Here is a 14,991-nt window from a genome sequence, read left to right on the forward strand (position 1 = left end):
AGGACGGCGTCGGCTCGACGGATCAGGCGTAGTAGTCCACCAGCCCCCGGGCGACGCCGGCCGCAGCAGGTCGCAGCTCACTGACGCCTGCCAGCGTCTCGTCATCGCCGGAACCGCCCAGCAAGCCGCCATTGCCATTGCCGCCGCCACGACGCTCACCGTCGCCGCCCTGCTGGCCTTGCCAGCTGCGCGCCAGGGACTGGTCGGAGACGTTGACGTCGAGCTGGGTCATGCCCTGCTGGTTGAACATATCGCGCAGGCGGTGCATCTGCCCCTCCAGCGCGTCCCGCACGCCGGCGTTGGGGCTGGCGAAGGTGACCTGGGTCTGGTCCTGGTTCATGTGGATGCGCACCTCCAGCCGCCCCAGTTCCTGCGGGTCAAGCTGGATCTCGGCAGACTTCAGGTTCTGGCTGGACAACCACATCACCCGGTCCACCACCGCCTCGCTCCAGCCGTTCTGGTTGATGGCCACCGGCTGGCCGGGCACCACGGCCGGGGCACGCTGGGCCATGGCCGATTGCTGGGTCACGGCCTGGTTGAGGGCATTCAGGCGGCTGTCCAGCACCTCGCTGCGGATCTCCGCCTTGTTCTCGCCCAGCCCCTGGGCCAGTTGTTCGGAGAACTCGCCGGCCGGCAACTCGACCTCGGGCGGCGTCTCGCTCACGTCGGCGTTCTTCTCGGAGAAGGCTGCCATGGCGCTGGCGAAGTTATGACTGCCGCTGGCGGAATTCTGGCTGTTCACCGTGGTAGTGGTGGCCGTCTGGACCGGGTCGCCCTCAGTGCTGGCCTGCAGTGTCTGGGGCAGACCGACGACACCCTGGAGCGGGTCGGTTTCCTCTGCCGTGGGCTGGGTTGCCTGGGTCTGGGGCGTCGTGGCCAGTGGCGTGGTGACCACCAGCGCCGGCACCTCGGGCTGCACCTCCGCCGGCTGTACCTGCGGCTCGGTGGGCACCGGCGGCGTCTGGCCGTTCATGGCCATCAGCAGCAGCGGATCGAGCGTCGAACTGCCGTCGCTGGACGTGGTATCCGTCGAATCGTCGCTGGTGGTGGTGGCGGCTGCATCCGACGGCAAGGCGTTGCCGCTATCGGCAACGGTGGTCGGCTTGTCTGCCGGCGCGGCAGCCGGTTTGTCGGCCGGCTCGTCACTCTTGCGGTTGTCGGCAGGCTTGTCCCGGGCCTGCTTGGGCGCGGGTTCACTTCGTTCTGCAGGCTTGGCTTGCCGTTCCTTCGCATACATCTGGGCGAAGCTGGGAGCCCCGCTGTTGCTGGGCTCGGGCGTCCGCACCTGGGACTTTGCCGCCTGAAAGTTCGGCTTCACCTCAGGCTTGGCCTGCAGAAGCATATCGGGGGCAACGGGCATGGGCACTCTCCGCTGGGGGTTGGATTCGTGCCAGGGAGATTGCAAGTGACGGGCCAAGTCCGCCGTCAGAGGCGATAACGCTGCCGCTCGGAGCGCATGAGGATGCGCACGATGGCGAATTCACGCTCGATCTGCTCCACCAGCGAGGGCGCCTCGTCGAGTTGCTCACGACGCCCGGCTTCTTCCAGTTGCTTGCACAGCGACGACAGCAGAGGCGCTCCCATGTTGCTGCAGCTGCCCTTGAAGCTGTGGGCAGCCAGGCGCAGCCCCTGGGCATCGCCCTGGTCGCAGGCCTGGTGCAACAGGCGCAGGCGCTCCTCGGAGTCCACCAGGAAGGTGTCCAGCAGGACGGGATACTCGTCCTCCATCACCTCCTGCAAGGCAGCGAGCACAGTGGTATCGATATGCAGATCGGACAACCCGGTTACCCCCGGCAGAACACAATGAACATCAGGATGGGCGCGGCCAGACGAACTCCACGCGAATGCCCTTGCCATCCTCCGGCAAGTCGCAGCGTGCGGCAAGCTGCCTGACGAGATTCAGGCCGCGCCCGCTGAGCAGCACCTTGCCGTCCTGGACGGCAGGCAGTTGCCGTGCGTCGAATCCCTTGCCGCTGTCCTCCACCTGGATACGCAGGCGCCCTCCCTCCCCCTCAGGCATCAGCGCGAGATGGATGCGCACATGCCCCTCCTCCAGCCGCTCCAGGCGGGCGCTGCGCTCGCGGTAGTACTCGGCGAACCCCTTGGCATCTCGCTTGAGGGCGGAGTCCAACCCCAGCACGCCGTGCTCCAGGGCATTGGAATACAGCTCCGCCAGCACGGTGTAGAGCGCACCGCCCTGCTCCCTCAGCCCCTGCACCTCCAACAGCAACTGCAACAGGAACGGCAACGGGTTGAAGCGCTTGAGCGTCTGGGCGCGGAACTCGAAGCTGGCCGACCAGTCCAGGGGGCTGAGCTGGCCACTGTCGGTGAAGTCCAGTTGCGGCCATTGCTCCAGGCCATCCACCACGCCCACTTCGATCATGCTGACGTCGTCCTGGGCTTCGCCACGGAACGCCGTGAGGGATTGCTGGATGGCATCGAACAGGTGCTCTGAACGCCCACAGCGGGCGAACACCTCCTTCAGCCGCTCGTCGCCGTACAACTCTCCGGCTTCGTTGCGCGTTTCCAGCACCCCATCGGACCAGAGGAAGATGCGATCCCCCAGCTCCACCGGGTAGACCTCGTAGGTGGCATCGAATACCGCCGGGTCCAGGACTCCCAGCGGCAGGTGCCGGGACACCAGCGGCACCACGCTGCCATCGGCGCCGCGACGCAGGTAACCCTCCGGCAGGCCGCCATTCCACACCTCCAGCAGCCGCTGCTGGAAATTGAGGTTGAGCAGCGTCGCGCAACAGAACACGCCCACCGGCAGGATGCGCTTCAGCTTGGCGTTCATCTCCCGGAGGATGTCGGACATGGCATAGCCCTTGGCCGTCATGCCATAGAACACCTCGGCCAGGGGCATCGCCCCGATGGCTGCCGGCAGGCCATGGCCGGTGAAGTCCCCCAGCAGCACATGCATGCCGCCGGAGGGTTTGAAGGCGGCCAGCAACAGGTCACCGTTGAACAGCGCATAGGGCGACTGCAAATAGCGGATGTTGGAGGCCTTGAGGCAGCCGGAGTGGGCCACCTTGTCGAACACCGCCTTGGCCACCCGCTGCTCGGTGAGCAGGTGCTCATGGTGCCGTGCGATCAGGTCGCGCTGGTGCAGCACCGTCTCCTGCAGGCGGCGCAGGCGGTCCATGGCGTTGATCTTGGCTTCGAGGATGACTCGGTTGTAGGGCTTGGCGAGGAAGTCGTCGCCGCCGGCCTCCAGGCAGCGCACGAGGGCTTCGTTCTCGGTCAGGGAGGTGAGGAAGATGATCGGGACCAGTTCCTCCCCTGCCATTTCCTTGATGCGCCGTGCGGCTTCGAAGCCGTCCATCTCCGGCATCAGCGCATCCATCAGCACCAGGTTCGGCCGCTCCTGCTGGAACAGCGCCACCGCTTCCACGCCGTTGCCGGCAGTCAGGGCGCGGTGCCCCTGGCGGCTGACGATGGTGGACAGCAGCATGCGGTCGGCCGCGTTGTCCTCGGCGATGAGGATCGACAGACGGCCGGGCACGGGCACCTCAGGCAATCTGGAACAGCTGCTCGAAGTTGGAGATGGCGAGGATCTTGCGGACGTCCGGGTTGCAGTTGGCCAGGCGGATCTGGGCGCTGTCGCCCCCCGCGTGGTCACGCAGCAGCAGGAGCATGCCGAGGGCAGAGCTGTCGAGGTAGGTGGTGCCCTTCAGGTCAACGACATAGCGCTTGGGGGAAATGTTGACGCGCTCGTAGGCGTCGCGAAATTCCTGGTGGGCCCCGAAATCGAAACGTCCCTGAATGACGATGGTCAACTCTTGCCCGTCGCTCGAAGGCAGCGAGGTGATGGCCATGCAAGACTCCTTGGTCAGATGAAAAGGCGCGTGCTGAGAAGATTTAGCACCCGCCAGGGACCTCGGCAACCTGCGTCTTACTCCTGTCCGGGACGATTCAGACGCTGGGAGAGCTCATCCAGCAGGCGTTGCTCACGCTTGTCCTCCGCCAGCCGGGCCTCGTCACGGTAGCGCTGCACCAGCTTTTTCAGGCCCTCCAGCCGCGCGTAGCGTTGCTGCCAGGTGTCCCGCGCACGGTTCAGGTTCTCCCGGTGCCAGGCCACGCTCTGGTTCTGCTGGCTCACCGCCGCCTCCAATTGCGAAAGGAAGCGCTGGTAGTTGGTCAGCCATTGGCCGCTGACGCCCTGGCTGCCCTGGGTGATCCACTGCTGCTGGTAGTCGCCCCGGTAGCGCTCGAGGTCGCCAAGCTTGCCCTCGGCCTGGGCCAGCTGGGCCTGGCACTGGCCCATCAGCCGCGCGGCTTCGCGCTCGGCCTTCTGGGCCATCTCCACCACCGGCGCAAGGCGCGCCGCCCGGTCATTGGCCATCGTTCATCAACCCGCGTTGCCGTTGGCCAGTACGCCCCCCAGGCGCATGACGCTGCTGGCCAGCGGCTCGCTCTCGTCCAGGCCCTGCTGGAGGAAGGCCGCCATGGCGGGCTGGCGGGCGATGGCCAGGTCGGTGTCCGGGTCGCCACCGGCGACGTAGGCGCCGACGCTGATGAGATCGCGGCTCTGCTGGTAGCGCGACCACAGCTGCTTGAAGCGCTGGGCCATCTTCAGGTGCTCGGGGCTGACCACCTGGGGCATGACCCGGCTGATGGACGCCTCGATGTCGATGGCCGGGTAGTGACCCTCCTCCGCCAGCCGGCGTGAGAGCACGAAATGCCCGTCGAGCACGCCCCGCGCCGAGTCGGCGATGGGGTCCTGCTGGTCGTCGCCCTCGGAGAGCACGGTGTAGAAGGCGGTGATGGAACCGCCGCCCTTCTCGCCATTGCCGGCGCGCTCCACCAGCTTGGGCAGCTTGGCGAAGACCGACGGCGGATAGCCCTTGGTCGCCGGCGGCTCGCCGATGGCCAGGGCGATCTCCCGCTGGGCCTGGGCGAAGCGGGTCAGGGAATCCATCAGCAGCAGGACATTCTTGCCCTTGTCGCGGAAGTATTCGGCGATGCGGGTGCAATACATGGCCGCGCGAAGACGCATCAGCGGCGCATCGTCGGCGGGTGATGCCACCACCACCGAGCGCTTGAGCCCCTCCTCGCCGAGGATGTGCTCGATGAATTCCTTCACCTCGCGACCCCGTTCGCCGATCAGGCCGACCACGATGATCTCCGCCTCGGTGAAGCGGGTCATCATGCCCAGCAGCACCGACTTGCCGACGCCGGTGCCGGCGAACAGGCCCAGGCGCTGGCCGCGACCAACGGTGAGCAGCCCGTTGATGGAGCGGATACCGACATCCAGGGGAACGGAAATGGGGTCGCGGTTCAGCGGGTTGATCACCGGGCCGTCCATCGCCACCCAGTCCTCGGCCTTCATCCCGCCCTTGCCGTCCAGCGCACGGCCGGCGCCATCCAGCACTCGACCGAGCATGGACATGCCCATGGGCAGGCGGCCGGTATCCGGCAGGGGCACGACCCGCGCACCGGGCGCGATGCCGGCCAGGCTGCCCACGGGCATCAGGTACAGCTTGCCGCTGGCGAAGCCCATGACTTCCGCCTCGACCTGCACGGGGTGGTAGCTGTCGTCGTTGATCACCAGGCAGCGGCTGCCGATGGCCGCACGCAGGCCCTCGGCCTCCAGGGTCAGGCCGACCATGCGCAGCAGGCGCCCCTCCACCACGGGCTGGCTGGGCAGGCCGACCGCGTCGGCATACCCGGCCAGGCGGCGGGCAAAGCTGACCCGATCAAGACGCATGGCCACCCTCGAGGTCGATGGACAGGTCGGCAGCCGGCGGGTGCACCTTCTGGTCCCGCTGCTGGTCGAAGAGCTGCTTGAGGGCCTGGGCCAGGCGGGTTTCCACGCTGGCATCGATGCGGCTGTGCTCGGTCTCGATCCGGCAACCGCCGGGCAGCAGACCATCGTCTTCGAGGATGCGCCAGGATTCCTCATGGCGCTCGCGCAGGGCCTTCACCAGTTCGAAGTCCTGCGGGTTGACGTGGATGCGCACATTGCTCGCGCCCATGGGCAGCAACTTGAGGGCTTCCCGCAGGATGTGGCGCAGCTGGGAGGAGTCGGTGGACAGCTCACGCTGCACCACCTGCCGGGCCATGTGCCCCACCAGGTGGATGACGGCCTCTTCCAGCTGCTGGTCCTGCTCGGCGATGGGGTCCATCAGTTGCCCCATCAATTGCTCCAGCGCGTCGAGGCGGGCATTGAGCACGACCTCCGCCTCCTGCTTGGCCTTGAGCTGGCCGGCGTGGAAGCCGTCCTTCTCACCGGTGGCGAAGCCTTCGTTGTAGGCGTCCTGTCGGATGGCCTCCAGCTCTTCCAGCGTCAGCGGCTTGACGTCTTCCGGCGGGACCTCTTCGATCGTCTCCAGCCCCGGCTCCGGCTGCGCCTCGTCGACGGGCGCAGCAGGCTCCTCGCTCGGCACCGGTTCCGGCTCGACCGCCGGTGCCGGCACTTCCGGGTCGAAGCTGGGCAGCGACCAGCGGTCGAAGGCATTGATGTCCTTGGCGCGGATCAACTCGCTCTGCGCATCCTTGTTGGCCATGGAATGCGCCTCAGATCATTTCTTCGCCGCCCTTGCCACCGAGGACGATCTCCCCGGCTTCGGCCATCCGGCGGGCGATGGTGAGGATTTCCTTCTGTGCCGCTTCCACGTCGCTAACGCGCACCGGGCCCTTGGCCTCGAGGTCGTCGCGCAGCAGTTCGGCGGCACGCTTGGACATGTTCTTGAAGACTTTTTCCTTGATCGCGTCGTCGGCGCCCTTGAGCGCCACCACCAGCACCTCGGAGGACACTTCGCGCATGAGCGCCTGGATGCCCCGGTCGTCCACGTCGGCCAGGTTGTCGAAGACGAACATCAGGTCTTCGATCTGTCCGGACAGGTCGGCGTCCACTTCGCGGATGGAGTCCATCAGCGCGCCTTCGACCGAGCTGTCGAGGTAGTTCATGATGTCCGCCGCACGCTTGACGCCGCCCATGGTGGTGCGGGTCGAGCTGGCGTTGCCGGCGAACTGCTTTTCGAGAATAAGGTTCAGTTCCTTCAACGCGGACGGCTGCACGGTGTTGAGGGACGACACCCGCAGGATGATGTCGAGGCGGACCTTGTGGTCGAAGTGGCTGAGCACTTCACCGGCCTGGTCGGGGTCGAGGTAGGCGACGACGATGGCCTGGATCTGCGGGTGCTCGTAGCGGATCACGTCGGCCACGGCGCGCGGCTCCATCCACTTCAGGCTGTCCAGGCCGCTGGTGCTGCCGCCCAGCAGGATGCGGTCGATGAGGTTGTTCGCCTTGTCCTCGCCCAGGGCCTGGGTGAGCATCTTGCGGATGTAGCCGTCGGCACCGACGCCCAGGCTGGTCTGGTCGCCGACGATCTCGACGAACTCGCCCATCACCTGCTCCACCTGCTCGCGGTGGACGTTACGCATCTGCGCCATGGCCACGCCGACCTTCTGGACCTCCTTCGGGCCCATGTGGCGCAGCACTTGTGCGGCATCGGTCTCGCCAAGGGACAGGAGCAGGATGGCTGCCTTGTCCACCTTGGTCAGCTTGGCTGGGGGGCGATTGTCACTCATCGGAGTTGATCCACTCTTTGACTACCAGGGCCACGCGACCCGGGTCTTCAGCCACCAGGCTCTTGATCGCGTTCAGTTGCGCATCATACCCCTCGCTCGGGCTGGGCAGGAGGATGCTCTGCGGTCCGCCGAGGCTGACCCGATCATCGGCCAGCTCACCAGACAGCCCACCACCCAATTCGCCCAGCTCGCGCTCGGCCGCCAGGGCTGCCTCGCGTTCCTTGTCCTTGGCGCCGGAGATGTTGTTCAGCACCGGACGCAGCACGAACCACACCAGGATCAGGATCAGCAGCGCCGGGAACAGCTGCTTCAGCGCGGACGTCAGCATCTGGAACCAGACCTGCTCGTACCACGGCAGTTCGATCACATCATCCTGGCCGCCGAGGAACGGCGTGTTGATCACGCTGACACTGTCGCCACGGCTGGCATCGAAGCCCACCGCGTCCTGCACCAGGCGGGTGAAGCGGGCCAGCTCGTCAGCTGTCCAGGGTACGTGGGTGGTCTCGCCCTGGGCGTTGACCTTGACCTGATCGTCCAGCACCACCGCCACGGACAGGCGGCGCAGGCGGCCTTGCTGCTGCTTGGTGTAGCTCACCGAGCGGTCCAGCTCGTAGTTGCGGGTGCTCTGGTCGCGCTTGTCGGTCGGGTACGGCGCCAACAGCGGCTTGCCGGTGGCCTGGTCGATGATCTGCTGGCCGTTGTCGTCGAGGATCGGCTGGCCGGGCTGCACGCCGGGGGCGGCAGCGGCGGTGGCCTGTTGCGGGGCATTGGCCGGGCCGGGGGGCTGGTTGGACAGCGCACCGGGCACGCCCTGGGGCCCGGAACCCGCCTGGCGCTCCTCGGCGAGCTTCTGCTCACTGCGCAGGGCCGGCTGGTCGGGGTTGAACATTTCGGAGGTGGATTCGACGGCGCTGAAGTCGACGTCTGCCGACACCTCGGCCTTGTAGCGGCCGCTGCCCAGCACCGGCTGCAGGATGCTATGCACGCGCTGGGTGAACAGGCTCTCCATCCGGCGGGTGTAGTCGTACTGCTTGCCCGCCATGGTCAGCTCGGACAGCTCCTGCTGGTCGGACAGCAGGGTGCCCTTCTGGTCGACCACGGTGACCTGGCCTTTCTCCAGTTCGGGAACGCTGGTGGCCACCAGGTTGACGATGGCCATCACCTGGCTCGGCTCGAGATTGCGGCCCGGGTACAGCTCAACCAGTACGGAGGCGCTGGGCTTGCGCTCATCACGGACAAATACCGAGCTTTTCGGGATGGCCAGGTGGACGCGCGCGCCCTTGACGTTGTTCAGGCTGGAGATGGTGCGAGCCAGTTCGCCTTCCAGGCCCCGGCGGTAGCGGGTGGCCTCCATGAACTGGCTGGTGCCCAGGCCCTGGTCCTTGTCGAGGATCTCGAAGCCGACGTTGCCGTCGCTGGGGGCGAGGCCGGCGCCAGCGAGCTTGATGCGGGCGCGCGCCACGTCGTCCGCCTTGACCAGCAGCGCGCCGGAGTTGGGCTCGATCTTGTAGGGAATGTCGGCGCCGTTCAGCGTCTCCATCACCTGGTTCGCGTCCATGCCGGTGAGGCTGCCATACAGCGGGCGGTAGTCCGGCTGCTGGGACCAGAGCACCACGGCGAAGCCGATGGCGACACTGGCGGCCAGGCCGACCATGAGGCCGATCTGGCGCAGCATGGTCATCTGCGACAGGTTTTCCAGGAAGGCCAGCCCGAACAGGGGCTTCTTCTCACCCGGCTCGGTGGAGGGTGCCGGTACGTTGGCGGTTGCTGCGTCTGCCATTTCTCACCTCCCCCCTTAAACCGGCATCTGCATGATGTCTTGGTAAGCCTGGACCAGCTTGTTGCGCACCTGGGTCAAAGCCTGGAAGGAAACGCTGGCCTTCTGCGAAGCGATCATCACGTCGGTGATGTCGACGCCGCTCTTGCCCACCTCGAAGGCGGTGGCCATCTGGCTGGACGCCTGCTGGACCTCGTTCACCTTGTTCACGGCCTGGCCGAGCATGTCGGAAAAGCTCGGCACCGCCGCAGCCTCGGGCGCAGCTTGGGTGGTGGGTTTGGGTCGTGCCATCGCCTCCATCTGCATGGAGCGCATTTCCAGCATCAGGCGATTGAATTCGACACCCTGGCTCATCACATTCCTCCGCGGCCGCAGATTTTTGACGCAAGAGCGGCCTTTGAAAGGGTATTTGCAACAAGGGTGCCAGAAGTGGCGAAGGCGCTTGGGAAGGGACTGAAACGCAGGCAAAACAAAGGGTTGGCGCTGCCCTGTCAGGCTGGCCAACCCGGTGATCAATGCTCAGGCAGACGCAGAGCCCGTGTCAGCTGGCGTAGAGGTAGGCCTCGACGTCCATGCCGGCATCGCGCATCTGCGCCAGCTTGTAGCGCAGGGTCCGGGGGCTGATGCCGAGCCGCTCGGCCGCCTCCTTGCGACGCCCTCGCTCCAGGCGCAGTGTCTCGATGATCATCTGGAACTCATGGCGGCGCAGGTCCTCACCCAGCGCGCTGGCAGCGTCGATCGCAACCGGCGGAGTAGCCACTGGCGGCGCAGCGGAGACCGGTACGGACGACACAATCGGCTGCGGCGCCAAAGAACCGACACCCATGCCGATGGGCGCATCCAGGCACAGGTCGTGGGGCTGGACAATGCCGCCCTGCTGGAGAATCAGCGCCCGCTGGATGGCGTTGTCCAGCTCCCGCACGTTGCCCGGCCAGGGGTGGCGCAACAGCGCATCGCGTGCCTCGCGGGAGAGGCTGACAGGGGCGTGGTTCATCTTGCGGACGTGCTTGGCCAGCAGGCGCTCGGCCAGGGGCAGGATGTCCGCCGGGCGCTCGCGCAAGGCGCGCCAGGCCAGGGGGAAGACCGAGAGCCGGTAGTAGAGGTCTTCACGGAAACGCCCAGCCGCCACCTCCCCCGCCAGGTCGCGGTTGGTGGTGGCGAGCACGCGAATATCCAGTTCGATGGGCTTGCGCGCACCAACGCGCTCCACCTCACGCTCCTGCAGCACCCGCAGGAGCTTGGCCTGCAGTGCCAGTGGCATTTCGGAAATCTCGTCCAGCAGGATGGTGCCGCCATTGGCCAGCTCGAACTTGCCGGGCTGGGCGGCGATGGCGCCAGTGAACGCTCCTTTCTCGTGACCGAAGAGCGTGGCTTCCAGCATGTTGTCCGGGATGGCGGCGCAGTTGATGGCGATGAAAGGCTTATCCGCACGGGACGACTGCAGATGGATGTAGCGCGCCAGGACCTCCTTGCCGGTGCCGGACTCGCCGGAGATCAGCACGGTGGAATCGCTGCGGGCGACCCGGGCCGCCAGCTCCAGCAGCTGACGGCTGGCCGGGTCCTCGGCGATGGGGCCTTCGGCTTCGCCACGGGGGACATGGCCCAGGGCATGGCGCCCGACCAGGTCCAGCAGCACACGGGGCTCGAAGGGCTTGACCAGGTAATCCGCCGCGCCCTGGCGGATCGCATCCACGGCACGCTCGACGGCGCCGTAGGCGGTCATCAATAGCACGGGGAGCTGCGGGTAGCGGGTGCGGATCAGGGCCAGCAACTGGTGCCCATCCATGCCCGGCATGTTCACGTCGCTGATGACCATGCCGAAGGGCTCCTCGCCCAGGGCCACCAGGGCGGCCTCGGCGCAATCGGCCTCACGGTAGGCGTAGCCACCGAGGGCCAAGGTATCGGCCAGGGCTTCGCGCAGGGCGCGGTCGTCTTCGACCAGCAGGATCTTGACGGTCATGGAATCACTCCTGTTTAGCCGGCTGTGCCGCCAGCAGCGGCAGAACCAGGGTGGCGCAGGTGCCCAGCCCCACGCGCGAGCGCAACGCCAGCTCGCCCTGGTGGGCACGTGCCACGGCCTTGACCACGGCCAGGCCGAGGCCGGTTCCGGTGGTCTTGGTTGTAAAAAAAGGCTCGCCCAGGCGCGCCAGGGTGGCGGGCTCGATGCCGGGGCCGTTATCGCTGACGGACAGGTGCAGGGCGTTGCCACGGGCAAAGAGATGCACCTTCAGGCGCAGCCGCGGACCGGTGGCCTGGGTGGCGTTTTCGATCAGGTTCAACAGTGCGCCGACGAGGGTGTCGCGGTTGCACAGCACCTCTCCCCCACTGATGTCGCACTGCCAACGCACCTGGGCGCCGGCGAGGTGGGGTTCAGCGGCCGAGCGCAACGCGGCGAACAGCATCACCGGCGCAAGGCGATCCGGCAGCGGCAGATCGCCCCGGGCAAACACCAGCATGTCGCGCACTTGGTGCTCCAACTCATGGAGGCGTTCCTTGAGGCGGCTGGCAAAGCGCTGCTGCTGCTCGGTCGGCAGCACCTGCTCAGCCAGGTGGCTGGCATAGAGCAAGGCGGCGGAAAGCGGGGTGCGGATCTGATGGGCCAAGGAGGCGACCATGCGCCCCAGCGAGGACAGGCGCTCATGGCGGGCCAGCTCATCCTGCAAGCGGCGGGTTTCCGTCAGGTCGGCCAGCAGTACCAGCTGGCCAGGCTCACCGTCGAGGGATCGGGTGGCGATGGAGACGCGACGGCCATCCTTGAGGGATATCTCATGGCCGTCGTCCTTGCGGGGAGCGAAATTGCGCGCGATGACCTCGCGCCAGAGCATGCCGACCAGGGGGCGCCCGAGCAGGCTGCAGGCCACCGGGTTGGCCTCGCGGACGACACCCTGCCCATCGAGGACGATGACGCCACCAGGCAGCAAATCCAACAGGCTCTGCAGGCGCTGGGCCAGGCGCTCCTTTTCAGCCAGCTCCTGCATGCGCTGGGCACTGACCAGAGCCAGTTGCCCCTTGAGCTCAGTGACACGCGCTTCGAGCACGTTGTACGACTCACTGAGCTGAGACGACATCTGGCTGAACATGGCGAAGGTCTTTTCGAGGCTGGCACGGCCGGCCTCTTCGACATTCACCTGGGTGTTCTCGTCGTCTTGCTGTGCGGGGTTGGCTCTTGCGGTCATTTCAGTCTCTCGCTCGGCAAACCGTCATCCAACGGTCGTTTCACAAGAGACCTAGCAATACCCGTGCCTAAAAATTAATCCATTTAAATCAGCTAGTTAGCAAAAGGACGTCAATCTTCCGCCATATCTTCGTCGCGGCGGCTCATACCGTACTTGCGCATCTTTTCCACCAAGGTGGTGCGTCGGATACGCAGGCGCTCGGCGGCACGGGCCACCACACCGGCCGCATCGTCCAGCGCCTGCTGGATCAGTTCCTGCTCGAGGTTGCCCAGGTAGTCTTTCAGGTCCAGGCCTTCGGGCGGCAGCATCGCCGGAGCACTGACGCCGGGCAGACCGGCACCGATGGCGGAACGCTCCTCCAGCTCTTCGCGCAAGCTGGCGGCGAGTTGCTCGTCCTCGTCGTCCACATGGCGGAACTTCTTCGGCAGTTCGCTGACGCCGATGACGCCGTAGGGGTGCATGATCGCCATGCGCTCCACCAGGTTGGCCAGCTCACGGACGTTGCCCGGCCAGTCGTGGTTGCACAGCGACATGATGGCGGCGGAATTGAAGCGGATGGAGCCGCGCTTTTCGTGCTCCATGCGGGAGATAAGTTCATTCATCAGCAGCGGGATGTCCTCCACGCGCTCACGCAGCGGGGCCATCTCGATGGGGAAGACGTTCAGGCGGTAATAGAGGTCTTCACGGAAGCTGCCGATCTCGATCATCTGCTCGAGGTTCTTGTGGGTCGCGGCAATGATGCGCACGTCAACGTTCTGGGTCTTGTTGCTGCCAACCCGCTCGAAGGTGCGCTCCTGCAGCACGCGCAGCAGCTTGACCTGCATGGGCAGCGGCATGTCGCCGATCTCGTCGAGGAACAACGTGCCGCCGTTGGCCAGCTCGAAGCGGCCGGCACGGCTGGTGATGGCGCCGGTGAAGGCGCCCTTCTCATGGCCGAAGAGCTCGCTCTCAAGCAATTCAGCGGGGATTGCGCCGCAGTTGACCGGTACGAAGGGCGCTTCACGGCGCTTGGAATGGTAGTGAAGGTTGCGCGCCACCACTTCCTTGCCGGTGCCGGACTCGCCGAGGATCAGCACGCTGGCATCGGTATCAGCCACCTGCTGCATCATCTGCCGCACCTGCTGGATCGCGCGGCTGGTGCCCACCAGACTGCGGAACAGGTTGGGCTCGCGCTGGCGACCACGCTCGCGGGCCTGGTCGTACATCTCGCGGTAGACCTGGGCACGATGCAGGGAGTCGAGGAGCTTGTTGTAGCTGGGCGGCATCTCCAGGGATGCCAGCACGCGACGACGGATGTCTTCCGACCACTCGACGGGTGCAACCTGGTCGATCAGCAGCACCGGCAGGAATTCGTCCCAGTTGCCGACCTGCTTGAGCAGCTCCAGCACACCGCCCTTGGACTGAACCTCTCCCAGCAGCACAGAGAGCACGTCGCGGCTGGCGCTGCTGGCATCCGCCATGGCACGCCAGTCGGCGCTGCCGCAGGCCAGGTGGTCTTCACCGAGGAAGTTCAGAATGACTGTCAGGTCTCGACGCCGATCAGCGTTGTCATCGATCAGCAGAATCTTGGTTTCACGCCACATCGGTCTGTTCTTACTCGAAAGCGGGCGCCACTGGAACGCGGCAAGAAAAACCGACGTACCTCAAGGAGTTCCGCCGGCAATTGGCCAGTAGTAAAGTCAAAAACACCGACTGAGTCAAATTTATGGCGTGTATTTTTCAGAAGCCCCGATGGCCTCGCTAAAGGCCATGAAAGCTGCACCGAGGGGCATCGGTGCAGCCTGGATTCCACTCAACCGAAGAGCTGGTAGACCTTGGCGCCCTGACTGGCACGAACGATCTGGCTGAGCTCGGCGGCAACCTCGTCACGCTGTCGCGCGCAGGATTCGGTCAGCTGGCGATAGACCTCGATCAACGACTCGAGCTGGGCACGCAGCCCTTCTTCGATGTCGCCGCAGTCCAGCATCGCCACATTCACCTGTTCACGGCACTGGAGGTCCAGGCGCCCGACGGCTTCCCAGTCCTGGCTTTCGAAGGCGGAGACGAGCGCCTCACGGGTTTCTTCGATCTGCTTGAGCATGGTCTGGCTCATGATGCTTTCCTCAAACGGGCGCGATGGCGTCCCAGCCGGATTTCACTTCGCGCAGCAGCCCTGCCACTTCGTTGACGAGCGCAGGGTCGTTGACCTTATTGGCCTCGATCAGGCGAGCGATCATGTATTCGTAGAGACGGTCGAGGTTCATGGCGATCTCGCCACCCTGGGTGGGATCGAGCGCTTCTCGCAACCCGCCGATGATGGCGATGGACTTGCTGATCAGCTCACCCTTGAGCGGCGCCTGGTCGCGCATCATCGCGCCCTGGGCCTGCGCCATGCGCTCCAGGCCACCTTCCATGAGCATCTGGATAAGGCGGTGGGGGCTGGCTTCGGCAACCTGGGCCTGGACATTGACCCGCTGATACTGCTGCATGGCCATCATCGCGTTCATTTGCGCAACTCCTCGT

The 14,991-nt window shown here is 65.8% G+C and carries 15 protein-coding genes; all 15 read right to left on the reverse strand.

The window, feature by feature from the left end:
- Positions 1–22: 22 nt before the first annotated feature.
- Entirely contained in the window at positions 23–1,360 is a 1,338-nt protein-coding gene (locus tag PotMrB4_RS18180; protein WP_172434132.1) for a flagellar hook-length control protein FliK, read from the reverse strand.
- A gap of 65 nt (positions 1,361–1,425) precedes the next feature.
- Entirely contained in the window at positions 1,426–1,779 is a 354-nt protein-coding gene (locus tag PotMrB4_RS18185; protein WP_074968128.1) for an Hpt domain-containing protein, read from the reverse strand.
- Between the two features lie 31 nt (positions 1,780–1,810).
- A complete protein-coding gene (locus PotMrB4_RS18190) occupies positions 1,811–3,454 on the reverse strand; it encodes a fused response regulator/phosphatase (protein WP_232060867.1) in 1,644 nt (547 codons plus the stop codon).
- Between the two features lie 58 nt (positions 3,455–3,512).
- On the reverse strand, positions 3,513–3,818 hold the full coding sequence (locus PotMrB4_RS18195) for an STAS domain-containing protein (protein WP_044408138.1): 306 nt from the start codon (positions 3,816–3,818) through the stop codon (positions 3,513–3,515).
- Between the two features lie 77 nt (positions 3,819–3,895).
- Positions 3,896–4,345: a flagellar export protein FliJ gene (gene fliJ, locus PotMrB4_RS18200; RefSeq protein ID WP_044408141.1), complete on the reverse strand. Its 450-nt coding sequence runs from the start codon at positions 4,343–4,345 to the stop codon at positions 3,896–3,898.
- 6 nt (positions 4,346–4,351) lie between these two features.
- Positions 4,352–5,710: a flagellar protein export ATPase FliI gene (gene fliI / locus PotMrB4_RS18205; protein WP_172434134.1), complete on the reverse strand. Its 1,359-nt coding sequence runs from the start codon at positions 5,708–5,710 to the stop codon at positions 4,352–4,354.
- Positions 5,700–6,509: a flagellar assembly protein FliH gene (fliH, locus tag PotMrB4_RS18210; RefSeq protein WP_172434135.1), complete on the reverse strand. Its 810-nt coding sequence runs from the start codon at positions 6,507–6,509 to the stop codon at positions 5,700–5,702. Before fliH ends, fliI begins: the two co-directional genes overlap by 11 nt.
- Positions 6,510–6,519: 10 nt before the next feature.
- Complete coding sequence (gene fliG, locus PotMrB4_RS18215; protein WP_044408149.1) at positions 6,520–7,536, reverse strand: flagellar motor switch protein FliG; 1,017 nt, start codon at positions 7,534–7,536, stop codon at positions 6,520–6,522.
- Positions 7,529–9,316 carry a flagellar basal-body MS-ring/collar protein FliF gene (gene fliF, locus PotMrB4_RS18220; protein ID WP_044408152.1) on the reverse strand — a complete coding sequence of 596 codons (1,788 nt, stop codon included), beginning with the start codon at positions 9,314–9,316 and terminating at the stop codon, positions 7,529–7,531. The genes fliG and fliF overlap by 8 nt, the downstream gene beginning before the upstream one ends.
- Positions 9,317–9,331: 15 nt before the next feature.
- Entirely contained in the window at positions 9,332–9,667 is a 336-nt protein-coding gene (fliE, locus tag PotMrB4_RS18225; RefSeq protein ID WP_172434136.1) for a flagellar hook-basal body complex protein FliE, read from the reverse strand.
- A gap of 187 nt (positions 9,668–9,854) precedes the next feature.
- The gene (locus PotMrB4_RS18230) at positions 9,855–11,273 is read right to left on the reverse strand and encodes a sigma-54-dependent transcriptional regulator (RefSeq protein WP_172434137.1); all 1,419 of its coding nucleotides are present in this window, start codon (positions 11,271–11,273) and stop codon (positions 9,855–9,857) included.
- 4 nt (positions 11,274–11,277) lie between these two features.
- Positions 11,278–12,489 carry a sensor histidine kinase gene (locus PotMrB4_RS18235; protein ID WP_172434138.1) on the reverse strand — a complete coding sequence of 404 codons (1,212 nt, stop codon included), beginning with the start codon at positions 12,487–12,489 and terminating at the stop codon, positions 11,278–11,280.
- A 110-nt stretch (positions 12,490–12,599) separates the two neighbouring features.
- The gene (locus tag PotMrB4_RS18240; protein WP_172434139.1) at positions 12,600–14,072 is read right to left on the reverse strand and encodes a sigma-54 dependent transcriptional regulator; all 1,473 of its coding nucleotides are present in this window, start codon (positions 14,070–14,072) and stop codon (positions 12,600–12,602) included.
- Between the two features lie 209 nt (positions 14,073–14,281).
- Complete coding sequence (locus tag PotMrB4_RS18245; protein ID WP_107328830.1) at positions 14,282–14,581, reverse strand: flagellar protein FliT; 300 nt, start codon at positions 14,579–14,581, stop codon at positions 14,282–14,284.
- 10 nt (positions 14,582–14,591) lie between these two features.
- Positions 14,592–14,975, reverse strand: coding sequence for a flagellar export chaperone FliS (fliS, locus tag PotMrB4_RS18250; RefSeq protein WP_074968136.1), 384 nt, complete (start codon positions 14,973–14,975; stop codon positions 14,592–14,594).
- Between the last annotated feature and the right edge of the window lie 16 nt (positions 14,976–14,991).

Source organism: Metapseudomonas otitidis (genome assembly GCF_011397855.1).
Lineage (GTDB): Bacteria > Pseudomonadota > Gammaproteobacteria > Pseudomonadales > Pseudomonadaceae > Metapseudomonas > Metapseudomonas otitidis.

Bases quoted from the DNA above. Each gene is read 5' to 3' on its own strand.
- PotMrB4_RS18180 (WP_172434132.1), bottom strand. From the start codon at position 1,360: ATGCCCGTTGCCCCCGATATGCTTCTGCAGGCCAAGCCTGAGGTGAAG.
- PotMrB4_RS18190 (WP_232060867.1), bottom strand. From the start codon at position 3,454: ATGCTGCTGTCCACCATCGTCAGCCGCCAGGGGCACCGCGCCCTGACT.
- PotMrB4_RS18195 (WP_044408138.1), bottom strand. From the start codon at position 3,818: ATGGCCATCACCTCGCTGCCTTCGAGCGACGGGCAAGAGTTGACCATC.
- fliJ (WP_044408141.1), bottom strand. From the start codon at position 4,345: ATGGCCAATGACCGGGCGGCGCGCCTTGCGCCGGTGGTGGAGATGGCC.
- fliI (WP_172434134.1), bottom strand. From the start codon at position 5,710: ATGCGTCTTGATCGGGTCAGCTTTGCCCGCCGCCTGGCCGGGTATGCC.
- fliH (WP_172434135.1), bottom strand. From the start codon at position 6,509: ATGGCCAACAAGGATGCGCAGAGCGAGTTGATCCGCGCCAAGGACATC.
- fliG (WP_044408149.1), bottom strand. From the start codon at position 7,536: ATGAGTGACAATCGCCCCCCAGCCAAGCTGACCAAGGTGGACAAGGCA.
- fliF (WP_044408152.1), bottom strand. From the start codon at position 9,316: ATGGCAGACGCAGCAACCGCCAACGTACCGGCACCCTCCACCGAGCCG.
- fliE (WP_172434136.1), bottom strand. From the start codon at position 9,667: ATGAGCCAGGGTGTCGAATTCAATCGCCTGATGCTGGAAATGCGCTCC.
- PotMrB4_RS18230 (WP_172434137.1), bottom strand. From the start codon at position 11,273: ATGACCGTCAAGATCCTGCTGGTCGAAGACGACCGCGCCCTGCGCGAA.
- PotMrB4_RS18235 (WP_172434138.1), bottom strand. From the start codon at position 12,489: ATGACCGCAAGAGCCAACCCCGCACAGCAAGACGACGAGAACACCCAG.
- PotMrB4_RS18240 (WP_172434139.1), bottom strand. From the start codon at position 14,072: ATGTGGCGTGAAACCAAGATTCTGCTGATCGATGACAACGCTGATCGG.
- PotMrB4_RS18245 (WP_107328830.1), bottom strand. From the start codon at position 14,581: ATGAGCCAGACCATGCTCAAGCAGATCGAAGAAACCCGTGAGGCGCTC.
- fliS (WP_074968136.1), bottom strand. From the start codon at position 14,975: ATGAACGCGATGATGGCCATGCAGCAGTATCAGCGGGTCAATGTCCAG.